This window comes from Pseudomonas sp. NPDC089741 (genome assembly GCF_044748825.1).
GTDB classification, from domain to species: Bacteria; Pseudomonadota; Gammaproteobacteria; order Pseudomonadales; family Pseudomonadaceae; genus Aquipseudomonas; species Aquipseudomonas helmanticensis.
Genome location: NZ_JBIVGT010000002.1, coordinates 137,156 through 159,663, shown reverse-complemented (window position 1 = coordinate 159,663; position 22,508 = coordinate 137,156). Strand labels below are relative to the sequence as shown.

At 61.8% G+C, this 22,508-nt stretch carries 15 protein-coding genes; 6 read left to right on the top strand and 9 right to left on the bottom strand.

The annotated features are described in order from the left end of the window. Positions 1–216: 216 nt before the first annotated feature. Complete coding sequence (locus tag ACIPZE_RS02840) at positions 217–891, top strand: histidine phosphatase family protein (RefSeq protein WP_129391822.1); 675 nt, start codon at positions 217–219, stop codon at positions 889–891. 109 nt (positions 892–1,000) lie between these two features. Here ACIPZE_RS02840 and mnmH read toward each other — a convergent pair whose 3' ends face one another. From mnmH to ACIPZE_RS02825, 3 genes are all read right to left on the bottom strand, one after another. Beyond that, the gene (mnmH, locus tag ACIPZE_RS02835) at positions 1,001–2,104 is read right to left on the bottom strand and encodes a tRNA 2-selenouridine(34) synthase MnmH (protein ID WP_400771208.1); all 1,104 of its coding nucleotides are present in this window, start codon (positions 2,102–2,104) and stop codon (positions 1,001–1,003) included. Then, positions 2,104–3,138: a selenide, water dikinase SelD gene (gene selD, locus ACIPZE_RS02830; RefSeq protein WP_129391816.1), complete on the bottom strand. Its 1,035-nt coding sequence runs from the start codon at positions 3,136–3,138 to the stop codon at positions 2,104–2,106. Before selD ends, mnmH begins: the two co-directional genes overlap by 1 nt. A gap of 231 nt (positions 3,139–3,369) precedes the next feature. After that, positions 3,370–13,893 carry an autotransporter-associated beta strand repeat-containing protein gene (locus tag ACIPZE_RS02825; RefSeq protein ID WP_400771205.1) on the bottom strand — a complete coding sequence of 3,508 codons (10,524 nt, stop codon included), beginning with the start codon at positions 13,891–13,893 and terminating at the stop codon, positions 3,370–3,372. Between the two features lie 509 nt (positions 13,894–14,402). Between ACIPZE_RS02825 and ACIPZE_RS02820 the strand changes: the two genes are divergently transcribed. Together ACIPZE_RS02820 and ACIPZE_RS02815 are read left to right on the top strand one after the other, a co-directional pair. Then, on the top strand, positions 14,403–15,362 hold the full coding sequence (locus tag ACIPZE_RS02820) for a nucleoside-specific channel-forming protein Tsx (RefSeq protein WP_400771203.1): 960 nt from the start codon (positions 14,403–14,405) through the stop codon (positions 15,360–15,362). Between the two features lie 15 nt (positions 15,363–15,377). Next, positions 15,378–16,400 (top strand): purine-nucleoside phosphorylase, encoded by a 1,023-nt coding sequence (locus ACIPZE_RS02815; protein ID WP_400771200.1) that lies wholly within the window; start codon positions 15,378–15,380, stop codon positions 16,398–16,400. A gap of 92 nt (positions 16,401–16,492) precedes the next feature. Here the strand turns inward: ACIPZE_RS02815 and ACIPZE_RS02810 are convergent, their stop codons facing one another. The 3 genes from ACIPZE_RS02810 to ACIPZE_RS02800 form a co-directional block, all read right to left on the bottom strand. Then, positions 16,493–17,449, bottom strand: coding sequence for a zinc-binding alcohol dehydrogenase family protein (locus ACIPZE_RS02810; protein WP_400771197.1), 957 nt, complete (start codon positions 17,447–17,449; stop codon positions 16,493–16,495). Between the two features lie 30 nt (positions 17,450–17,479). After that, positions 17,480–17,653 (bottom strand): DUF1427 family protein, encoded by a 174-nt coding sequence (locus ACIPZE_RS02805; RefSeq protein ID WP_080750762.1) that lies wholly within the window; start codon positions 17,651–17,653, stop codon positions 17,480–17,482. 178 nt (positions 17,654–17,831) lie between these two features. After that, positions 17,832–18,623 (bottom strand): AraC family transcriptional regulator, encoded by a 792-nt coding sequence (locus tag ACIPZE_RS02800; RefSeq protein WP_400771195.1) that lies wholly within the window; start codon positions 18,621–18,623, stop codon positions 17,832–17,834. Between the two features lie 136 nt (positions 18,624–18,759). Between ACIPZE_RS02800 and ACIPZE_RS02795 the strand changes: the two genes are divergently transcribed. Next, positions 18,760–18,987: a DUF6555 family protein gene (locus tag ACIPZE_RS02795; protein ID WP_122590498.1), complete on the top strand. Its 228-nt coding sequence runs from the start codon at positions 18,760–18,762 to the stop codon at positions 18,985–18,987. A 39-nt stretch (positions 18,988–19,026) separates the two neighbouring features. Further along, positions 19,027–19,299, top strand: coding sequence for a hypothetical protein (locus ACIPZE_RS02790; RefSeq protein WP_400771192.1), 273 nt, complete (start codon positions 19,027–19,029; stop codon positions 19,297–19,299). Positions 19,300–19,322: 23 nt separating this feature from the next. On the opposite strand, the gene ACIPZE_RS02785 is transcribed toward ACIPZE_RS02790, so the two are convergent. From ACIPZE_RS02785 to ACIPZE_RS02775, 3 genes are all read right to left on the bottom strand, one after another. Beyond that, positions 19,323–19,490, bottom strand: a complete 168-nt coding sequence (locus ACIPZE_RS02785; RefSeq protein WP_400771189.1) for a metallothionein — start codon at positions 19,488–19,490, stop codon at positions 19,323–19,325. Positions 19,491–20,359: 869 nt separating this feature from the next. Further along, positions 20,360–20,812 carry a DMT family transporter gene (locus ACIPZE_RS02780; RefSeq protein WP_283437027.1) on the bottom strand — a complete coding sequence of 151 codons (453 nt, stop codon included), beginning with the start codon at positions 20,810–20,812 and terminating at the stop codon, positions 20,360–20,362. A gap of 3 nt (positions 20,813–20,815) precedes the next feature. Further along, positions 20,816–21,301, bottom strand: coding sequence for a DMT family transporter (locus tag ACIPZE_RS02775; RefSeq protein WP_283437028.1), 486 nt, complete (start codon positions 21,299–21,301; stop codon positions 20,816–20,818). A 113-nt stretch (positions 21,302–21,414) separates the two neighbouring features. On the opposite strand from ACIPZE_RS02775, the gene ACIPZE_RS02770 reads away from it, so the two are divergent. After that, positions 21,415–22,350 (top strand): LysR family transcriptional regulator, encoded by a 936-nt coding sequence (locus ACIPZE_RS02770; RefSeq protein ID WP_283437029.1) that lies wholly within the window; start codon positions 21,415–21,417, stop codon positions 22,348–22,350. Positions 22,351–22,508 lie beyond the last annotated feature (158 nt).

Here is a 22,508-nt window from a genome sequence, read left to right as displayed (position 1 = left end):
CTACATGAACCGTAACATCCTGTGGTTAAGCTGCGACCAGACCGTTGAAGGTTGCCGCTAAAGTGCGGGATCGAACCAAATCGGCCTCAGTGGACTCTGAGCTAGGTCTTTGGAGCAGAGGAAGCTGGTCACGACAGGGAAAACACTCAGTGCTGGGAGCCTGCGGTGTAAAGGTTTGTCAGCCTTAATCGAATTTGCTGAAGAACCCCTTATTCCATGACGAACCTGATGAGATTCGCCAAACGCTTCAAACATCGCGCCTATGTGGCACTGCCCTCGTTGCTGGCGGTCAGTGCGTTAATGCTGTCGCTGGAATCCAGCGAAAGTCGCGCGCAACCGGTAGACGGAACGCAGACCCTGGTGTTCCTGCGCCATGCCGAGAAACCTGCCGGCGGTCTCGGCCAGCTCAACTGCCAGGGTTTGAACCGCGCGATCGACCTGTCGACACTGCTGCCGGAAAAATTCGGCAAGGCCGATTACGTGTTCGCCGCCAACCCGACGCGCAATGTCGAGGAAGGCGAGCTGGACAACTCCTACAGCTACATTCGCCCGCTGATGACCATCAGCCCGGCGGCGATCAAGCTTGGCCTGCCGGTGAACATCGAGTTTTCCGCCAATGACACCAGCGATCTGGCCCGCGAACTGACCGCCGACAAGTATCACAACTCGACGATTTATACGGCGTGGTCGCACGGCTATCTGCCGGAATTGATCAACAAGGTTGCCGGTAAAGCCGTTGGCGGCAAGCAGAGCATCACCGACGACTGGTCGGGTGATGACTTTGATTCGCTGTATGTGCTGACGCTGACCTGGCACAACGGCAAGGCGAGTTTGCAGAGCCACAGCTACAAGCAGGGGCTGGATCATGGCAAGGAAACCTGCCCGACCTGATTTGTGTATTACCTGATAGGCCTTCATCGCGAGCAGGCTCACTCCTACACTTGGAATGCGTTCCCCTGTAGGAGTGAGCCTGCTCGCGATGAGGCCCTTTAATCCACTATCAATTGCCCTGTCTCACCCGCTCGCGCAAATACTCGATCACCGCCCCACTCTCCCCTGAAAACTCGATCCGCGCGCTCTTTTTCTCGCGCTGATACACGTACATCGGATCGTAATACTCACGCAGCAACACTTCGATCCAGCCACGGAACTGCTCGACCGAGCCGCTGCGCGCTTGCTCGGCCAGCGCGTCTTCCATTTGCAGAAACATGCGCTGGTGGCGTTCGCCGCCCAGACGTCGCTGAATATTGTTGAGGCTTGATATCAGCCGCTCGGCGTACAGCGCAAAGCCGTCCTCGCCGTAGGTAGCGACAAACTCGGCATGCAGATCGATTACATAATCCTGCAGGATCCGCTCGACCCGATCGGCAATGCTGTCTTCCAGCCAGACCATCGGAAAACCTTGCATGCTCTTGTACAGCGGTAACGGCAAGGCACAACTGCCGACCATCCGGCTCTCGTCTTCGAGCACGAACTGAGCGATCCCGGCAGCGCGTTTTTTCAGCACATCGACCGCCAGGCGGTTCTCGAAATCGATGTTGCCCGGCTGCCCCGTGGCGCGTTTGCCGAAGCTCGATCCGCGATGATTGGCATGTCCTTCCAGATCCAGGCCATTACGCAACTGGGCCAGCACCTCGGTTTTGCCGGTGCCGGTCATGCCCCCCAGCACAATGAAATCGCATTGCGCCACGGCCTGATCGATGGTCTCCAGCAAAAAAGTACGCATCGCCTTGTAGCCGCCGCCAACACGCGGGTAATCGATGCCGCCCTCCTCCTTGATCCACTGCTGGACGATCTGCGAACGCAAGCCACCGCGAAAACAGTAGAGATAGCCATCCGGGTGGGCCCGGGCAAACTCGACCCAGCCGCGAATGCGTTGCTCACGAATCTCATCGGAAACCAGACGCTCACCCAGGGCGATGGCCGCCTGCTGGCCGTGCTGTTTGTAACAGGTGCCGACCTTCTGCCGCTCGATGTCATTCATCAGCGGAAGATTGACCACACCGGGGAACGCACCATGGGCGAACTCGACCGGCGCACGCGCATCCATCAGCGGCCGGTCGTTGAGGAAAATGTCTCGGTAGTCAGTGCAGTCGCGGAGCATCAGATCACCTCGACTGCGTTCGTCTGTCGCTCAACCAGTTCGCCGATTGGCGCCAGGTTCAGACCCAGTTCGGCCGCGACACGGAGGAACTCGGCATCGCCCTCGGGGGTGACGGCAATCAGCAGGCCGCCACTGGTTTGCGGATCGCAGAGCACGCGTTTGTGCAGCTCCTGCACACGCCCGACCTTGCTCGCATAGCTGTCGAAATTGCGCAGCGTACCGCCGGGTACGCAGCCCTGATCGAGGTAATACTCGACGCTGTCCAGCCGTGGCACGCGGTCGTAAGCGATGCGCGCGGTCAACTGGCTGCCGTCCGCCATTTCCACCAGATGCCCAAGCAGACCGAAACCAGTGACGTCGGTCATCGCCGTGACACCGGCCAGTTTGCCGAAGCGGCTGCCGGGTTTGTTCAACGTGCACATCCAGTCGCGAGCGACGCCAACGTCGGCGGCGCGCAATTTGCCTTTCTTCTCGGCCGTGGTGAGGATGCCGATGCCCAGCGGTTTGGTCAGGTACAACAGGCAGCCGGCGGTGGCGGTGTCGTTGCGTTTCATGTGGCGTTTTTCCACCAGACCGGTGACGGCGAGGCCGAAAATCGGTTCCGGCGCATCGATCGAATGCCCGCCCGCCAACGGAATGCCCGCCGCGTCGCACACCGCGCGGCCGCCACGAATCACTTCACGCGCGACTTCCGGCGCCAGCACATTGACCGGCCAGCCGAGGATCGCAATCGCCATCAGCGGATCGCCGCCCATCGCGTAGATATCGCTGATCGCGTTGGTGGCGGCAATGCGGCCAAAATCGAACGGATCATCGACAATCGGCATAAAGAAGTCGGTGGTCGAAACCACACCGCGCTCGGCATCGATCTCGTACACCGCTGCATCATCGCGCGAGGCATTGCCGACCCACAGTTTCGGATCGAGGTTCTGCGCACCGCTGCCGGCGAGAATCACCTCCAGCACCTGCGGGGAAATCTTGCAGCCGCAACCGGCGCCGTGGCTGTATTGGGTCAGACGAATCGGCTCGCTCATGGGGAGTTCTCTGGCAGTTAATGGGGCCGATTCTAGCAGAGCACGCCGGGTCTATCCGATCGTTCCCCCGCTCCGCGTGGGAATGCAGCCTGGGACGCTCTGCGTCCCTTCACGGAGCCGGAACGCAGAGCGTCCCTGGAGGCGTTCCCACGCAGAGCGGGGGAACGATCATCTGGCGACAAGGGAAAAAAAACCGCCCTCACGGGCGGCTAAAAGTGCTTCGCCCCTTAATCAGAAGCCAAGGCTGAAGCTCACCGTCATCGCATGGTCATTGTTGTCATTCGACAGTTGCCCCGAATAACCAATGCCCAGCTTGCCGGTCGGGCTGATCTGAAAGTCGACACCCGCTTCGACAATCGCGCTGTCCTTGGCAATCGGCACGCCCTGCGTGCTGAACGAGGCGCCGCCGTCGATGAAGCTCAGGTCGGCGTCAGGCTTGGTGTCGCCAAAGGCATGCCGCCAGCCGATGGCCGCGCGCGGGGTGAATTGCCCGCCGTTGGCCAGGGTGATGACTTTGCCGGCGCGCAGGCCGAGGGTCGAGAAGGTGATGTCCTGGTCGGCCTCAGCCCTCAGACGCCCCTCCCCGCCTTTTTCCTTGGCCTTGTCGCTGTCGTAGTTGACGTACGCCAGGCCGGCGAAGGGTTCCAGGGCAATCCCGGCGGCTTCAATCGTGTAGCCGACTTCACCGAATACCTGCGCGCTGCGGGCGTCGTAGTTAGCTTTCAACCGGTCGTTGTAAGTCCCGACGCTGACGTCGCGTTTGGTTTCGATGTCGTGCCAGCTATACGCCGCGCCAAGGCGCACTGCCAGAGCATCGAACTGCGAGTTGAGGTATGCCGCCAGGTGGTAGCTTTCGACGGTGGCATCCGAGCGACGATCATGCGCATCGAGGTCGCTGCGGGTGTAACCGGCGGCCATACCCACGCGCCACTGGTCATCGAGCTGCTTGTCGGTGCCGAGCATGAAGCCGCTGAGGTTGCGGTCGAGGCTGGCGCTATTGCTGTCGCCATCCGACTCGCCCCAAGCGCCAAGTGCGCGGGCCCAGCCGACCATTTCGCCGTGGCAACCGTTGCTGCTCAGCTGGTTGTCGCTCGGTGCCAATGCACGGCGTGGATCATCCGCCGCGCTGCACGATGGCTGGCGCATACGGTCGTTGACCGCTTCGCGCACGTAACGCGAATCCTCGAGGATGGCGCTGGCGGTGCTGGCGTGGATTTCTCCGGACAGGCTGTCGAAGGCACTGCGCGCACCAGCGACGCTGAGGTTGACGATTTCGTTCTGCAACGTCGCCCCTGCCGCACCATTGCGCATCAGCGCCAGTGCGGTGTTGCGCTGGTTCTTGGTGGCGGCGACATCGGCAAACGAGTTGCCATTGCGGCTGACCACCAGGTTCACCGCGTTGGCGTCATACACCAGTGCCGAATCGAGGAACGCGTATTGCGGCAGGTCTGTGGCGCTGAAGGTCCCGACCACACCGCCACCGGCGGTGATCAGCGAGTACACGGTATTGCCGGTGAACGGTGCCAGCGAGTTGACTTGCAAGCCGCCGCCCAGCGTCGCTGTGCCACCGACCGCCAACGGCGTGGCGGTTGGCGAGCTGATGGTCAGGGCCAGCACGCCATCGGAGGCGTTGGTCAGGTTGCCGGCGACACTCAACGTGCCCGCTTCGGCGCCGGATTGCACCACACCGTGGTTGACCACCGAGCCAACGCTGCCATTACCGCTCAGCGCAGCGCCGTTTGCCACGGTGACTTGGCCACCGAGCGAGGCCCGCGCGCTGCGGCTACCGACTTGCAGTACGCCTTGATCGACCGCCACGGTGCCGCTGAACGGGTTATCGCCGGTCAACAGCAAGGTGCCGGTGCCGCGTTTGGCCATCGCGCCAAGCCCGCGCAACGATCCATTGAACTGACCGTTGAAGTTCTGCACGAAAAACAGTGAAGCGTTGTTGAGGATGTTGCCCTGCAGGCTGGTGGTGTTACCGATCAGCGTACCGCCACTGACCGTGGTGCCACCGCTGTAGGTGTTGGCGCCGCTCAATACCAATGTGCCGGAATCGAGTTTCTCGATGCCGCCAGTGCCCACCAGCGGCACAGAGATTTCCGCACTGCCGCCACTGTTGACCCGAATCGGTGCGAGGCTGCCGTCCGGTCCATTCACCGGTGTCAGCGTGCCGCCGGCACCTGGGGTCAGGCTGTAGCCATTGGCCAGAAATTGCAGGCCGGTGAAGTTCTGATTGCCCTGCACGGTGACCGTGCCACCCTGCCCGCCAAATACCGCGAACTGACCGTTCGACGCGAGTGCCTGAGTGCCGTTCGGATCAGTCCAGTTAGTACCTGGCCCCCATACGCCGCTACCGCCGCCGATGCTGCCATCCGGATTGGTCTTGTCACCGTTCCAGAACTGCACTTCACCCGGCGTGCCTTGCACCAACAGGTTGATCTGATTGGCAATCGCCGTCTGCAAGGTGAGATTGGACGCCGACACCGGCAGGCTGCCGTAGACCAGACCGTTGTCGGTCAGGCTGCCGCCGTAGTTGAACAGTTGATAGACACCAGTGCCGAAGCCGCCGGCATTGCTGACGTTGAGCGTGCCGTCGAGGGTCAGGTTGCCGGCCACGTTGACCACGGTGGTCGAACTGGTCGCCGAACCGAGGGAGAAGTCCAGATTGGTCCCCGACGACAACGCCAGCGCACCCACCGACAGCGGCGTTGCTGTGCCGCCACCGACCAGCGTCGCACCGTTGGCCAGTTGCACCGCGCCGCCGAACTGGCCGCTGCCGCCGACGCTTGCGCCGCTGGCAACGTTGACGTTGGCACTGTTGAGCGTGCCGTTGACCAGCAGGCTGCCGGCTTGCACCGAGGTGTTACCGGTGAAACCGTTGTTGCCGGTCAGGAGCAAGTCACCGCTGCCGGTTTTGTTCAGCGTGCCGGCGCCAGTGAGGTTACCGGTGTAGCTGCCATCGGCATTCTGCTCGAAGGTCAGCGTGGCATTGTTGACGATTGCACCTTGCAGGCTGCTGGTGTCGCCGAATGTGCTGCCGCCGTTCAGCGTGGTGCCGCCGCTGTAGGTGTTGGCGCCGCTGAGGGTCAGATCGCCCGCGCCATTTTTCACCAGACTGCCAGCGCCAGTAACAGCGCCGATCAGCGTAGTGTCCTGGTTGCCAGCGAGGGTCAATTGCCCGCCCAGATTGATCGCGTTGGCCAACTGCAGCGCCGAGGTGCTGTCGAGGCTGCCGTTGCCGGTCACGTTCAAAGCACCGCTGCTGATCGCGCTGTTGTTGCCGAGGATCAGCGTGCCGGCGTTGAGCTGCGTGCCGCCGCTGTAGCTGTTATTGCCGTTGAGGGTCAGGCTCGAAGCACCGGTCTTGATCAGGCTGCCGCTGCCGCTGACATCGCCATCCAGGGTCAGCACATTGGAACCAGCGACGGTCAAGCCACCGTTGACCAGCACATCATTGGCCAAGGTCACGGCGGTGTTGCTGTCCAGCGCGGTGCCATCGGCGGCGGTCAATACACCAGTGCCGAGCGCCGCGTTGTTGCCAACGACAATCTTGCCGCCATTGAGCGCCGTGCCGCCGGTGTAGCCATTGGCCGCGTTGAGCACCAGCGTACCGGTGTCGTATTTGCCCAGCGTGCCGCTGCCATTGAGCGCGACACCGATGGTTGCCGTGGCATTCGGGTCAACCCGCACCGTGGCATTGCCCATCGAACCGTTGACCAGGTTCAGCGAACCCGCCGTGCCGTTCACCAGGCTGTAGCCATCGGTGACGAACTGCAGGCCGGTGATGGTTTGCGCGCCGTTGACGGTGACCGTGCCGGCCGCGCCCTGGAATACCGCGAAGTTGTTGGTCCAGGCCTGGTTGGTGGTGCCGTTGACGTCGGTCCAGTTAGTAGTGCCGGTGCCCCAGGTACCGCTGCCGCCCTCAACCGAACCGTTGGCCACCAGTTGATTGCCGTCCCAGAATTGCACGGTCACGCCCGGTGCGGTCACCAGCAGGTTGATCTGATTGGCCAGCGCGGTTTGCAGGGTCAGGTCGCCCGGCGTCACGCTGCCCGGCACGCTGCCGATCAGCATGCCGTTGTCGGTCAGGCCGCCGGTGTAGTCGATCAAGCGATAGACGCCGCTGCCGAAACCGCCGATGTCGCTGACGTTGAGGGTGCCGTCGAGGGTCAGGTTGCCGCCGACGCTGACCAGCGCGTTGCCGCCACCTGCGACCGGTGTGCCAAGGCCGACGTCGAAGTTGGAGTTGCCGTTGAACACCAGCGAACCGACATTCAACGTGCTGCCGGTAACGCCCGCCAGGTGAGCGCCATCGGCCACCGTCACGGCACCGCTCAAGGTGCCGCTGCCACCGAGGGTGCCACCGTTGTTGACCAGCACATTGCCGCTGGCCAGCGAGCCGTTGACCTGCAGAGTGCCGGCGTTGACGTTGGTGTCACCGGTCAGGTCGCTGATGCCGCTGAGAGTCAGGGTGCCCGTGCCAAGTTTGCTCACGCCGCCGTCGCCGCTAAGGATACCGGCGAAGGTGCCGCTGACATTGTTGCCACCGAGGCTCAAGGTGTTGCCGGTGCCGATCAGCGCGGTGCCGCTGCCAGTGAGGCTGGCAAGGCTGCCCGAGGCACCGAGATTGAGCGCCGCGCCGCCCGCGAGATTGAGCGTGGCGTTGTTGCCCAGCGCCCCGCCACTCAGCGTGGTCAGGCTGCCGGCGAGCACATCGAAGGTGCCGCTGAAGGTGTTGCTGCCACTGAGGGTCACGTCGGCCAGACCGTTTTTGGTCAACGTGCCAGCGCCCGCAACGATGCCGCCGAGGGTCAGGTTGTTGTTACCGGCCAGCGCCAGATTCGCGTTGACGTTGAGGTTATTGGCCAGCACCAGTGGCGCGGTGTTGTCGAGTGTCGAAGCGCCGGCCACGGTCAGCGCGCCGCTGCCCAGAGCCGCGCCCGTGCCGAGCGTCAGCGTACCGGCGTTCAGCGTGGTGCCGCCCGTGTAAGTATTGATGCCGTTGAGCGTCAGGTTCGACGCGCCGTTCTTGATCAGTCCCCCCGCACCGCTGACAACACCGCCCACGGTCAGGTTATTGCTGCCGGTGTTGCTCAGATTGGCGTTGAGCACGACGTTATTGCCCAGGCTCAACGCACTGTTGCTGTCCAGCGCCGAGGCACCGGCCACGGTCAGGTTGCCCAGACCCAGCGCCGAGTTGCTGCCGGCGGTCAAAGTGCCAGCGTTCAGGGTGGTGCCGCCGAGGAAGTTGTTGTTGCCGCTGAGGGTCAGGTTCGACGCGCCGTTTTTGCTCAGGCTGCCGGCGCCGTTGACCGTCCCGGCCAGGGTCAGATCCGATGTGCCAACGATGCCGAGGTTGCCGGCCAGATTGACCGCGTTGTTCACCGACACGGCAGTGCTGGCATCCAGCGTGGTGCCGCCCGCCGCGTTCAACGTGCCGGAACCCAGCGCCGAGTTCGACGCCAGAATCAGTCCACCGGCATTCAGCGCCACCGGGCCTAGGAAGGCGTTGTTGCCGCCGAGGGTCAGGTTGGCCGCGCCGGTTTTGATCAGGCCACCGGTGCCGCCAATCACACCATTCAATGTCAGCGCATTGCTGCCGACGATGGTCAGGTTGCCGTTGAGCGTCGCGGCGTTGGCCAGGGTCACTGCGGCGTTGCTGTCCAGTTGCGTACCGGCGTTCGCCGTCAACGTGCCGGTACCCAGTGCAGTGTTGCTGCCGACGATGATTTTGCCGCCGTCCAGTTGCGTGCCGCCGGTATAGGCGTTGGCACCGCCCAGCACCAAGGTGCCGCTGTCGAGTTTATTGAGGATGCCGCTGCCATTGATGTTGGCGTTGATGGTCGCCGTCACGCCCGGATCGACGCGCAACGACGTGGTGCCGCCAGTGCCGTTGACCGCCGTGAGTTGCCCCGCCGCGCCGTTAACCACGTTGTAGCCGTCGGTGAGGAATTGCATGCCGGTAAACGCTTGTGTGCCGTTCACCGTCACCGTGCCGGCGGTGCCCTGGAATACTGCGAAATCGCCGGCCCATGGTTGGTTGACCAGACCGTTGGCATCGGTCCAGTTGGTGCCGACCGCATTCCACGTACCGCTGCCACCATCGACCACGCCGTTGGCAATGGTCTGGCTGCCGTCCCAGTAACGGATGTTGACGTTCGGTGCCGACACTTGAATGTTGATCTGATTGGCCACGCCGGTCTGCACTAGCAGATCGCCGAGGCCGTAACCGACCGGCACGCTGGCGACATCCAGCCCCAGATCGGTCAGGGCGCCGGCGTAGTTGAACAGGCGATACACGCCGACACCGAAACCGCCAGCATCGGTGACGTTGAGATTGCCGTTGAGCGTGAGGTTGCCGCCGACATTCATCAGCGAGGTGGTCGACGGTGTTGCCAACGCCACATCGACATTGCTGCCGGCCGCGAGAGTCAACGCACTGGCAGACAGTTGGTTGCCCGACGACAAGGCCAGATGCCCGCCGCTGTTAACGTTCACCGATCCAATCGCCGAGCCGGTACCGGTCAGCGTGCCGCCGGTATTCACATTGACCTGCGCACTGGCCAGCGAACCGCTGAGATCGACGGTACCGCCATTGATCGCGGTGTTGCCGGTAATGCCATTGATGCCGGTGAGGTTCAAGGTGCCGGTACCGATTTTGACCAGGCCACCGCTGCCGCTGAGATCGCCATCGAAGGTGCTGGTGACGTCGCCGCTGCCGACGGTCAGCAGGGTGCTGCCGGTCAGTTGCACACTGCCGCTGCCCGTCAGCGCACCGAGGCTGGCGTTGCTGCCCAGATTGAGTCCGGCGCCGGCGCTGATGTTGACCCCGGAGGTGTTGCCCAAGGCGTTGTTGTTGAGCGTGGTGACGCTGCCGGAGACGATGTTCAGCGCGCCGGTGAAGGTGTTGTTGCCAGCCAGGGCCAGGTCCGACAGACCGTTTTTGGTCAGGCTGCCGGCACCGTCGATGATGCCGTTCAAACTCAAATCATTGTTGCCGGCGACGGTCAATCCAGCGTTCAGCGTGATCGCGTTGCCAATGCCGAACGAAGCGCTGTTATCCAGCGTCGCCGCGCCGCCGACGATCAATGCGCCGCTGCCCAAACCGTTGGCATTGCCCAGGGTCAGCGTGCCGGCGTTGAGCGTGGTGCCGCCGCTGAAGCTGTTGTTGCCGTTGAGGGTCAGGTTGGCCGCGCCGTTCTTGATCAACTGGCCAGTGCCGCTGGTGACACCGCCGAGGGTAAGGTTCTGCGTGCCGCCCACAGTCAGTGCGGCGTTCAGGGCGACGGCATTGTTGAGGCTGACCAGCGGCGAGTTGCTGTCGAGTGTCGCCGCGCCGGCAACGGTCAATGCACCGGAACCGAGGGCCGAACTGTTGCCGACAGTCAGGGTGCCGGCATTCAGCGTGGTGCCACCGAGGTAGTTGTTGGCGGCATTGAGAATCAGATTGGCCGCGCCGTTTTTCACCAGACTGCCGGCGCCGCTGACCAGGCCGGTCAGGGTCATGTTCGCCGTGCCGGCGATGTTCAAGGCACCGGCGAGTGCCACGGCATTGTTCAGGCTGACGGCCGTGTTGGCGTCCAGCGTGGTGTTGGCCGCCGCGTTCAACGTACCGGAGCCCAACGCATTGTTGCTGCCGACAATCAGTTTGCCGGTGTTCAACGCGGTGTTGCCAAAATAAGTATTGGCACCGTTGAGGATCAGGTCGGCAGCGCCGTTCTTGGTCAGCCCACCGATACCGGCGACCACGCCACCGAGGGTCAGCGCATTGGTGCCACCCAAGGTCAGAGTGCCGCCGAGATTGACATTGTTGGCCAGCGTTGCGGCGGTACTGGCATCCAGTGAGGTGCCGTTCGAGGCGTTCAGTGTGCCGGTGCCGAGGGCCGTGTTGGAGCCGACAATCAGCGAACCGGCGTTCAGCGCGGTGGTGCCGGTGTAGGTGTTATTCCCGGTAAGCGTGAGACTCGATGCACCGGTCTTGATCAGGCCATTGCTGCCACTGATTACACCGCCGAGGGCCAGTGCATTGGCGCCGCCTGCCGTGAGGTTGGCGTTGAGAATCACGTTATTGTTCAGGGTCACGGCAGAGCTGCTGTTGAGGGTGCCCGCACCTTCCACCGACAACGCGCCCGTGCCCAGTGCGGCGCCGTTGCCGACGGTCAGGCTGCCGGCATTCAGCGTGGTGCCACCGCTGTATGTATTGGTGCCGGTCAGAGTGAGATTGGCCGCGCCGTTTTTCACCAGTTGGCTGGCGCCGCTGATCACCCCGCCTAGGGTCAGCGCGTTGCTGCCGCCGATCCCCAGGCTGTTGTTGAGAATGACCGCGTTGTTGAGGGTCACCGCCGCATTGCTGTCAAGAGTTGCCACGCCACCGACGGTGATGTTGCCGCTGCCGAGCGCCGCGTTGGCGCCCGCGGTGATCGTGCCCGCGTTCAATGCGACCGCACCGAGGAAGGTGTTCGCGCCGTTGAGAATCAGATTGGCCGCGCCGTTTTTGGTTAGCCCGCCGCTGCCGCTGACAATCCCGCCCAAGGTCAGGTTGGCGCTGCCGCCGACATTGAGGTTGCCGCCGAGCGAGACCGCGTTGGTCAATGCAACTGCGCTGCTGGCATCGAGTGTGGTGCCCGCCGCCGTGGTCAGTGCGCCGGTCCCCAGCGCCGTGTTGGAACCGACAATCAGCGTGCCGGCGTTAAGTGCGGTGCCGCCGGAGAAAGTGTTGTTGCCGCTGAGGCTCAGGTTCGCCGTGCCGTTCTTGATCAGGTTGCCGGCGCCACTGACGACCCCGCTCAAGCCCAATGCCTGGGTGCCGCCAATGGTCACCCCGCCCGCCAGTGCGACGGCATTCGCCAGTGTCACTGCGGTAGTCGCATCCAGCGTAGTGCCCGCCGCCGCAGTCAACGCGCCGGTACCCAGTGCGGTGTTGCTGCCAACGAACAGACTGCCGGCATTGAGGGTGGTGTTGCCTGAGTTGCTGTTGTTGCCGGTCAGGGTCAGGCTGGCAGTGCCGGATTTGGTGATGCCACCGGTGCCGCTCAACACGCCGCCGAGGGTCAGTGCATTGCTGCCGAGCACGTTGAGCGCGCCGGTCATGCCGATGTTATTGGCCAGGGTGACGTTGGCGGTGCTGTCGAGGCTGGTGCCGGCGGCGGTGTTCAGCGCACCGCTGCCCAGCGAGTTGTTATTGGTCACCAGCAGGCTGCCGGCGCTGAGGGTGGTGGTGCCGGTGAAACCCGTGTTGGCGCCGCTGACGGTCAGGCTGCCCGTACCGGTTTTGGTCAAACCGCTGCTGCCGCTGATCAAGCCACCGAGGGTCAGTGCGCCAGTGCCGCTGGCGGTCAAAGTGCCGCCGAGGCTGATGGCATTGGCCAGACTGATGGTGCCCGGTGCGCTCAGCGTTGTCGCGCTGGTGACGTTGAGGCTGCCGCTGCTGAACGCCTGATTGTTGCTGACCTGCACCGTGCCGCCATTGAGCGTGGTGTTGCCCAGATAGGTGTTGGCGGCGCTGAGGTTAAGTTGGCCGGTGCCGGCCTTGGTGAAACCGCCGCTGCCGGAAATCACCCCGCTCAGGGTGGTCGCGTTGCTGCCTTGTACGGTGACGCCGCCAGCGCCGAGGGAGATCAGGTTGGCGACGTTCAATCCGGCATTGCTCGCCTGCAGAATCCCGCCGTTGGACGTGAGCACGCCGCTGCCGAACGTGGCGTTGTTGTTGAAATTCGCGATACCACCATTGAGCGTGGTCGCGCCGCTGACCAAGGGTCCCTGCAAGGTCCAGGTGCCGCTGTTGAGGGTCAGGTTGTTGAAGTTGACGTAGGTGGCGCTCGACGCCGTGCCAGTCCCGGTGATGCCGCCGCCGACACCGGCCGGGTTTTGCAGGATCAGGCTGTTGGTGCCACCCAAACCACCATCGACCGTGCCGGTCGGGGCGAACGTCAGGTTGATATTGATCAGGCCGCCAAGCCCGACACTGATCTGCACACCGTCACCGACCTGCACTGAAGAACCGGTCACTGCCGTGAAAGTGTTGGTGCTCGCCGCGCCCATCGACACGCCGCCAGTAATCGCGCCGGCGTTGGTGAAGGTGTTGCCCGCCGCCGACGTTTCGAAGGCAATCCGGCCGTTGATCACGCCAGTGCTGCTGTTGGTCATGTTGACCTGCGAGCCACCGTAGACGCCGATCACCGGGGTGTCGGCCAGGGTGATGCCGCCGATCGACAGGCCGGTCGAGGTAATCGTGCCGTTGTTGGTGAGGGTGGTGGTGCCGGCAGTGGCGTTGTTCACCGCGATGGCCAGGCCATTGATGCTGGTCAGGTTAAGCCCGAGCAACATGCCGGTACCGCGCATGATCGCGCCCGTATTGTTGAGCACATTGACCGTGCTGGTCGCGCCGTTTCCGATAAATGCACCGCCGCTCAACACCGATATCAGACCAAGGACTGCCGGATCCATGATGCCGGAGTTGTTCAGGGTGATGTTGACCCCCGTCAGGTCCATGACATGCCCGCCAAGGGTCGCGTTCATCTGCGCGCCGCTGTTGACGTTGACCGTCAGGTTGTTCGTGGCACTGGCGAAGTCGTTAGGAACCAGTGGCAGTGGCGGCACCCCCGTACACGTCACGATTGAACCGGCCGTGGAGCATGTGGCCAGCGCAGGTGCACTGACGCCGCCGAACAACAGCCCGGCGACGCTCAGGTGCACAGCAAGGGAAAGAGGGGAAAAACGCGAAACGAGGGCGACACCAAACCTTGCTTCCACGGGCTACTCCTTGTCGTGGCCAATTTCTTCCTTGAAGGCGTGCAAAGCCGTGCTTATTCCACACGCGAATCAAGACTGCGACGGTCATCACAAAACCGTTGATTGGGGACAAAGCTAGTAGACGCCCCGCCATGGGGCACTGATTAAATGGTGTTAATACTTTAATACTAGAAGGGTCTGGAATAAGCCTTTCAGCCCGTATTCACGGTACTTCAGCCTGACGCAGCCCCTGTAGGAGCGAGCCTGCTCGCGATGGCGGTGTGTCAGAAAATTATCCGTTAACTGACGCACCGCCATCGCGAGCAGGCTCACTCCTACAGTTTTTACGCTGTGCAGCGAATATCTGATCGACCTGCCAGAAAAACCATGAAAAGTGTCTATTTTTCAGCTTGCTGAAGATTCTGGTACGTCTTGTGCAAACGTTTGCGCAACGTCAATCCCAACGTTTTCGTAACAAAACCGTACAAGCCCACGGAATACGGGCCTCGATCCGCAAAAAAGGACTTTGAATGCACGCCGCATCCCCCTTTCGCGCACCTTTTGTGCGCACCTTTGCTGTTTCCTTGCTACTGGCCGGCGTTACCGGAGTTCTCAGCCACAGCGCATTTGCCCAACCCGCGCTGCCAGAAGAATCCGCCCAGGGCGAAGCCCTCAGCCCGGAAGCCAGCCCGCCGAAAAAAGGCGAATACCTGTCGGATTGGTACAACCAGGATCTGATGCTGATCGGCAGCAAAGACATCAGTTTCGGCCCGCAGCCGTCCGACGACATCTACCTGGAATACGAGTACTTCGGTCGCAAGGGACCGTTCGAGCTGTACGGCTACATCGACGTGCCGAAAATCTTCAACATCGGCAACAGCCACGACAAAGGTGTCTGGGATCACGGCTCGCCGCTGTTCATGGAACACGAACCGCGCATCTCCATCGACTACCTCGCCGGCCGCAGCCTGGCCATCGGCCCGTTCAAGGAGTGGTACGTCGCGTTCGACTGGATCTACGACCACGGCAGCCGCAAAGAGAACCGCGCCAACACGCTGTACAGCGGTTTCGGTACCGACATCGACACCCACTCGCGGGTCAACCTGTCGGCGAACCTCTACGGTCGTTACCAGTGGGAAAACTACGGCGCGAGCAACGAGTATTCGTGGGACGGCTACCGCGCCCAGCTCAAGTACATCGTGCCCATCGACAAATTCAGCAACGGCGCTTCGCTGACCTACATCGGCTTCACCAACTTCGATTTCGGCTCCGACATCCACAAGGACAACCCGGCACGCACCGCCAATGCGACGGTGGCGACCAACGTCTTGCTCTACTCGTTCACCCATTTGCGCTTCACCCTGGTTGGGCGTTATTTCCACAACGGCGGCAACTGGGAAGACGGCAGCGAGCTGAACTTTGGCGACGGTGATTTCCGCGCACGTTCCAATGGCTGGGGTTACTACGCCGGTGTCGGTTATCAGTTCTGATTTTCAGGAGGTTTCATGCAAGCAATCACGCGTCTGACCCTGGCCGGTCTGGCCCTGCTCTCTTCTACCGCCGGGGCGGCCGAGGCACCGATTCAACCGAAGGTAGTGCTGATCACCATGTTCGCCCCCGAGGCGCAAAACTGGATTGAACGTCTGCAGCTGAAGCAGGAAATCCGCGTACCGGGTCTGTCCGCCGAGTACCCGAACATCCGCTGCAATGCGCAGCAGGTGTGCCTGTTGACCACTGGCATGGGCCAGAGCAACGCCGCCGCCTCGACTCTCGCACTGGCGTTGTCGCCGAAATTCGACTTGCGTAAAAGCTATTTCCTGATCGCTGGTATCGCCGGGATCAGCCCGAAACACGGGACCATCGGCACCGCCGCGTGGGCGCATTATCTGGTGGAATTCGGCACGCAATGGGAGATCGATTCGCGCGATGCGCCGTCGAGTTGGCCGACCGGTTATCTGGGCATCAACACCAAAAGCCCGAACGAAAAACCGCCGCTGGACTACAAGACTGAAGTGTTCGAACTGAACGCGAAACTGCAAGACAAAGCCTTCGCCCTCAGCCACAAGGTCGAACTGAGCGAGAGTAAGGAATCGGCGGCGTGGCGCCTGAAATATCCATCGGCGCCGGCCAATCAGCCACCGGTGGTCACCCGCTGCGACACACTGGCCGGCAACACCTGGTTCTCCGGTACGCGCCTGAGCGAACGGGCCGAGGTCTGGACCAGACTGCTGACCGACAACAAGGGCGAATACTGCACGACACAGCAGGAAGACAACTCGACCTATGAGGCGCTGTTGCGCGCCAGTCGTGAAGGGCTGGTGGATGTACAGCGCCTGGCGGTGGTGCGCGCCGGCTCCGATTTCGACCGCCCTGAACCGGGCGGCAGTGAGGTAGATAACTTGCTCAAATATGCTGACCAAGGTGGATTTGTGCCGGCGCTGGAAAACCTTTATCGCGCAGGGAATCCGCTGGTGCAGGACATCCTCAAGCACTGGTCGGCCTGGGAAAACGGTGTGCCTGGGGTATAAAAATCAAAAGATCGCAGCCTGCGGCAGCTCCTACATGGATTGTGTTCCCCTGTAGGAGCTGCCGAAGGCTGCGATCTTTTAGCGGCTTGTAATCAGGGAATGAGGATGACTTTGTCACCGCCACCCTGATTCACCTCGGCGTACCGTGCCAGGCCGTCGGCCAAAGGCGACTCCACCAACCCCTCCGGCAGCGGCAGCAAGCCTTCATCGAAGAACCGCCCGAATTGCTCCAGCATCGCCGCGCAGGCGGCAACGCCGTACAACAGCGAATTGATCCCGACCACCGAACCACCCTTGCGGTACAGCGCCAGTGCTGGCAGTTGTACGTGACCGTCGACCGGTGCGGCGATGATTGCAATGCGTCCGAACGTGGCCAACGCCGCCACCGACGCTGGCAGCCAGAAACCGGTGGTGTCGAAGATCACATCGGCACCGTCGCGATACACCGCGTGGACCTGCGCACCGAGGTCTTCGGGTTTATCCAGTTGAATCGTCTGATAACCCTGCGCCTGCAAATCCTTGACCTGCTCGGGGCGTCGCGCTGCGGCCAGCAATTGCGCACCGCGCACTTTGGCCAAGGCCAATGCTGCCGTCGCCACCGCGCCGCCGCCGATCACCAGCAAACGGGTTTCGGCGCTGACCAGACTGCGTTCCAGTGCATCCCATGCGGTGGTGTACGGCACACCGAGGCTGGCGGCCTGGCTGAAACTCAAGTGCGAGGGTTTGTGCGCCACACCATTGGCCGGCAGTTTGACGAATTGCGCGTGGGAACCGTCGGCAAAGAAACCCAGCTCACGACCGGTGCCCCAGACTTCTTGACCGATCAGCGCTTGCGGGCCTTCGACCACCACCCCGGCGAAATCCCGACCGGGGATGCGTGGCAACGTGGTGTAAGGAAAACGGCCGAGGACATTCTTCACGTCGCTGGGGTTGAGGCCGGCCGCCTTGATCTGCACCAGAATTTCGTCTGGGCCGGCCACCGGCGTCGGCACCTCGACGTAGCGCAGGGAGGACAGGTCGCCGGTTTTATCGAATTGCAGTGCTTTCATGGGGACATCCACCAAAGGAGAAAGGAAAATTCAGGACAACCAACCCGACACCAGTTGCCGACCCATCGGCCACAACTGCTCACCGGCGAGCATGCCGAGCAAACCGACCAGCGCGATGGCCGGCGGCGCGGGTGAACGGAAGTCGAGCGCGCCATACAAAAGGCCGACGCCCAGACCGATGGCCAGCGAAATCAGATAGTTCATGGGGAGGAACTCCGCCGCTTGAAGGAATGAGCAGAGTCTAGGGAATCGGGCGCGAAGGCATCGGCCAAGGACTTCTGAATTTCGGCCAGATTCTCACCCGTAGGAGCTGCCGCAGGCTGCGATCTTTTGATGTTGATGTTGAAAAACAACATCAAAAGATCGCAGCCTGCGGCAGCTCCTACACGGTTACGGTTTGGGTGGTGTTGAATTGTGAGGGGGCGACGCCCAGTTCGCGGCGGAACATGTCGCTGAAGCTGCTGGGTGAGTAGCCGAGTTCGCGGGCGATGACACTGACCGCCACGCCCTGAATCAATTCCGCCACCGCCGTCGCCAGTTGCACCTGGCGCCGCCATTCGGCAAAGCCCATGCCGAGGCCATCCTTGAACAACCGCGCCAACGTGCGCACGCTGGCCCCGGCATTTTCCGCGTGCTGCTCAAATGGTATCTCCAGCGACGGCGCCGCCATCACCGCCTGACACAGATTCATCAGACGCCGATCGGAGTCATCCGGCAGCGGGATCTTCAACTGCGAACGCCGTGCGCGTTTCAGCTCCAGCAACGCCAGGCCGACCAACGCCTCGTAATAGGCAGGCTCGCCATTGTCGCCCTGCTCCACCAGCCCGACGATCAACTCGCGCAGCAAACCACCGACTTCAATCACCTGCACGGTTTGATCCAGCGTCGCCGCCAGCGCCGGGCGCAAGTAGATATTGCGCATCTGCAGATCCGAGACCACACGAATCCCGTGTGGCACACCGGGCGGCAACCACACCGCGCGCTGCGGCGGCACCACCAGCGCTTCATGCGGCGTCTCGACCCACATCACCCCGCTCATCGCATACAGCAACTGCCCCCAGACATGCTCATGCGGTTCGATGAACAAGCCACGCGGATAGGTCCGCGCCACACGTTGCACGGGCACATCGGTGTCACTCAGATCGGGGGGCGCGGCGAGGGCCATGGCGAGCATTCATTGGGGTTGGCGGAGACAGCATGGTAACCAGTGGATCGATGCGTCGCCAATGATAGATACCGTCGGACAATCCGAATGAATTTTCCCGTGGCGCCGCGATCCTTCTATTACCACAGGGAGGAATACGGGCTTTATGAACAACGCAAAACTCTACGTCATCGAATACACCCTTCACGGCGCCGCCAAGTCGTTCATTATCCGCTCGGACAAAATGGACAACGCCGAGGCTTGGCACTGGGCGAGCTGCGACGCCGGCGTCGGGCGAATCCCGCGATTTGGCCGGGAAAAGGTGCAGAAAACCAGCAAACCGATGGCGGAAAAATTCGGCGTCGAAAATGTCGTGTGGCGACCGACCAGCTAAGCTTTGCGCAGTGATCGGCAACATTCGGGGGAATGCACAATGAGCAACATCTGCAGCGCGGCGCATCTGGACTACGGCCTCGATACGCTTTTTGGGCGGGTTACCAAAAGCGTGGATTGTCGCGTGGGTCTGGAAGCGGTCGAGGATGATCCGTTTCGTTTCGCGCTGAGAGTCCCCGCGCCGTTACCCGAGGATCTCGATCAGGCGAAAACCGTGGTGGTCAGGGTTGAAGGCCGACGGCTGCAAGGCACGGTGCGGCATACCGAGCGCATGGATGATGCGAGTTTGAAACTGGAAGTGGAGCCTGATTAGGCTCCACTTTTTTGTGGCCGCGGTTATTTGGAATGCGCGCAATGGCAGCCCTTGCTTGAGCACTCTTCGCCACTTTTGTGGTGGTGGGCGCAGGCTTCGCAACAATAGTGTTTACCGTGCACGGCGTAGGCATGATCGCCTTCCTTGATGGTGCACTTGCACCCGGGGCAATCGCATTTTCTATCAGGCATGGAACAGACTCCTTTTTGGGTGGTTGTCTGAGGCTTTATAGGCAAGCCTTGATAACCAGTGTAGGAGCTGCCGCAGGCTGCGATCTTTTGATTTTGTTTGGGATTTGGATTGGGATTGGATTGAGATTGGGGATTGGATTGGGTTTGGGGGCATATCCGTTGCTGCGGTAACGGCTGCTTAGGGTTCCGCCCTTACGGCGGGTCACTTTTTCCAAACGCCGAAAAAGTAACCAAAAAGGCTACCCCCGGCGTACGGCACTTCGCTGAGGCTCAGTGTTCCCTCGCTACGGTGTCCATCAGGGGGCATCGCCTACGGTTTGCTTCGCTGCACCTCCTCTCGATGTATGCGGCTGCGCCGCACGGTCGCTGCGCTCCCTCCCCCTGATGAACACCTTCGCTCGGCCTGCCGAAGGGGCAAAAGATCAAAAGCCAAAGCAAGATCAAGAGCCAGAGCCAGAGCCAGAGCCAGAGCCAGATCAAGAGCCCCTCACCCTAGCCCTCCCGAAACGTCGGACCGCCCGTAGGGAGAGGGGACTGACGGCGTGGACTGGAAGAGATACGCCGACGTGCGATTCCGTGTTGAACTCAGGCTTTGAAAAGCCCAAAAATCGGCTCCCTCTCCCTCGGGAGAGGGCTGGGGTGAGGGGCAGCAACAACGCAAATCAAAAGCCGAACACCCACGCTCTTCACCACTCAATAGGCCGAGTGTCAGCTCGCCTGCTCCTGATCTTGATCCACGGGCGACGTCGGAAGGCTGAGTGGAGGGATTGATCCGGGGGTGGGAGCGCGGCGACCGTTTGGCGCAGCCAAACCCATCGAGAGGAGGTGCAGCGCAGCAAACCGTAGGCGATGCCCCCCCGAAAATAAAATCACCCAGCCGAACGCGAACTCCGATACATAAACACCAAAGCCAACCCCAGACACCCCATCGCCAAAACCCGACTCGAAGAAAGCTCAATCGCCGGATTCCCCAACCAGCCAAAGTTATCAATCAACATGCCCATCCCCAACTGCCCGACAATCACCGCCACAGTAGCCACAGCCGTCCCCACCACTGGCACCGCACCCACCATCACCATCATGTAAACCACCCCGAACAACGCCCCTGTCAGCTGCCACTTCGGCACATCCAACAGACTCACCGCCTGCGCCGGTTCAAAAAACAAAATCAACAACCCGGTCACCACCGCACCCACCGCAAACGTCAGCAAACTACTGCGCAACACCCCGACGGTCTCGCCCAGACGCCCATTGATCGCCGCCTGCACACTCAACACCGCACCGGCCAACACCACCACCGCCAACAAAATAACCAGACCCATCACTCACCCCCGCGCAATCAGAACCAACGCCACCACAATCAACCCCAACGCCAGCCAACGCTCAGCATTGACCTTCTTGCGCGCCGCGCCGAACCAGCCAAAGTGGTCGATCAGCACACTCTTGCCGACCTGCCCGGAGAGGATCGCAATCATCGTCATCGCAATGCCGATATGCGGCGTCGCCAACGTCAACACCACGACATACATCGGCCCGAGAAATCCGCCGATCAACTGCCAGCGCGGCAACGTGTTCAGCGCCGGGCCTTTTTGCGGACCGGCGAACAGCAGCAGCAAAAACAGGATCGCCGAGCCCACGCCAAAGATGCTCAACGTCGCCCACAGATGCCCGACCTGCACACCCAACGGCCCGAGCAACCCCGCCTCCACCGACAAGCCCATGCCCGCCAGGATCACCAGCGGCAGGAGCAACAAGCGCAACCACGACCGCGCCACCGGCGCCGCGACAGCGCCTTCATCCAACGTCTGCATAACTCAACTTCCACGCAAGTAATCGATGGCGCGGATTATCGGCTGGCGTCGCTGTGCGATAAATGGGAGCATCCGGACAACACTTTTGCGCAATACGCACAGCAGGACAGATCATGCACGGGCTCAACGAACTCGGATTCAAAGCGCTAAGGCTGTTTGTGGCGGTGCTCGACCATGGCAGTTTTTCCGAAGTCGCTCGCCGCGAGGGCGTGGCGCCCTCTTCGATTTCCCGGCAGATTCAATTGATGGAGCAAGCGCTGAACCAGCAATTGCTCTACCGCCACACCCGCGCCGTGAGCCCGACCGAAGCCGGGCGCCTGCTCGGTCATCACGCGCGACTGCTGCTGGTGCAACTGGAGGAAGCCGGGCAAGCCTTGCAGGAACAGCAAAGCGAACCCACCGGCCTGGTGCGAATCAACGCCCCGGTGGTGTTCGGCCAGCGTCATTTGACGCCGTGGCTGGGCCAGTTGTGCGCGCGCTATCCGAAGCTGCAACTGGATATCCAGCAGACCGACCATTACGTCGATCCCTTGCAGGAAGGTGCAGATCTGCTGTTTCGCATCGGCCCGCTGCACGATTCGAGCATGCAGGCGCGGATTCTGGCGCCGCATCGCTTTCAGGTCGCGGCCAGCCCGGCGTATCTCAAGCGCCACGGCGCACCGCAACATCCCGAGGATCTCGCGCAGCATCAATGCCTGGCCTATAAGGGTGCGACGGGGCAGCAACGCTGGTTTTTCCGTCGTGACGGGGAGGATTGGACGCCCTACTCGGTTAAAGGTCCGATCACCGGCAACCATGCCGACACGCTGACGCAAGCCGCCGAACAAGGGTTGGGGCTGGTGATGTTTCCGTCATGGCTGATTGGTGAAGCGGTGCGCGAAGGCACGCTGGTGCCGGTGCTGCGGGAGTATCAGGTGTCGAACAGCCTGGAACCGCAGCAGATCGCGGTGCTCTGGCCGGGGAGTCGACGGTTGTCGGTGAAGGTGCGCACGGTGATCGACTTCTTCATCGAATGCTTCGGGGAAGTGCCCTACTGGGACAGGCCTTGAGTATTTGAAGATCAAAAGCCCCTCACCCTAGCCCTCTCCCGGAGGGAGAGGGAACTGACCAAGGTGTCTTGCGTCATTTATCGACCTGAAAGATTGAGTCGATTATGGATTCGGTAAAGCTGCTTCAGGTCGGCGGAGTTCCACAGCATCCCCCAATC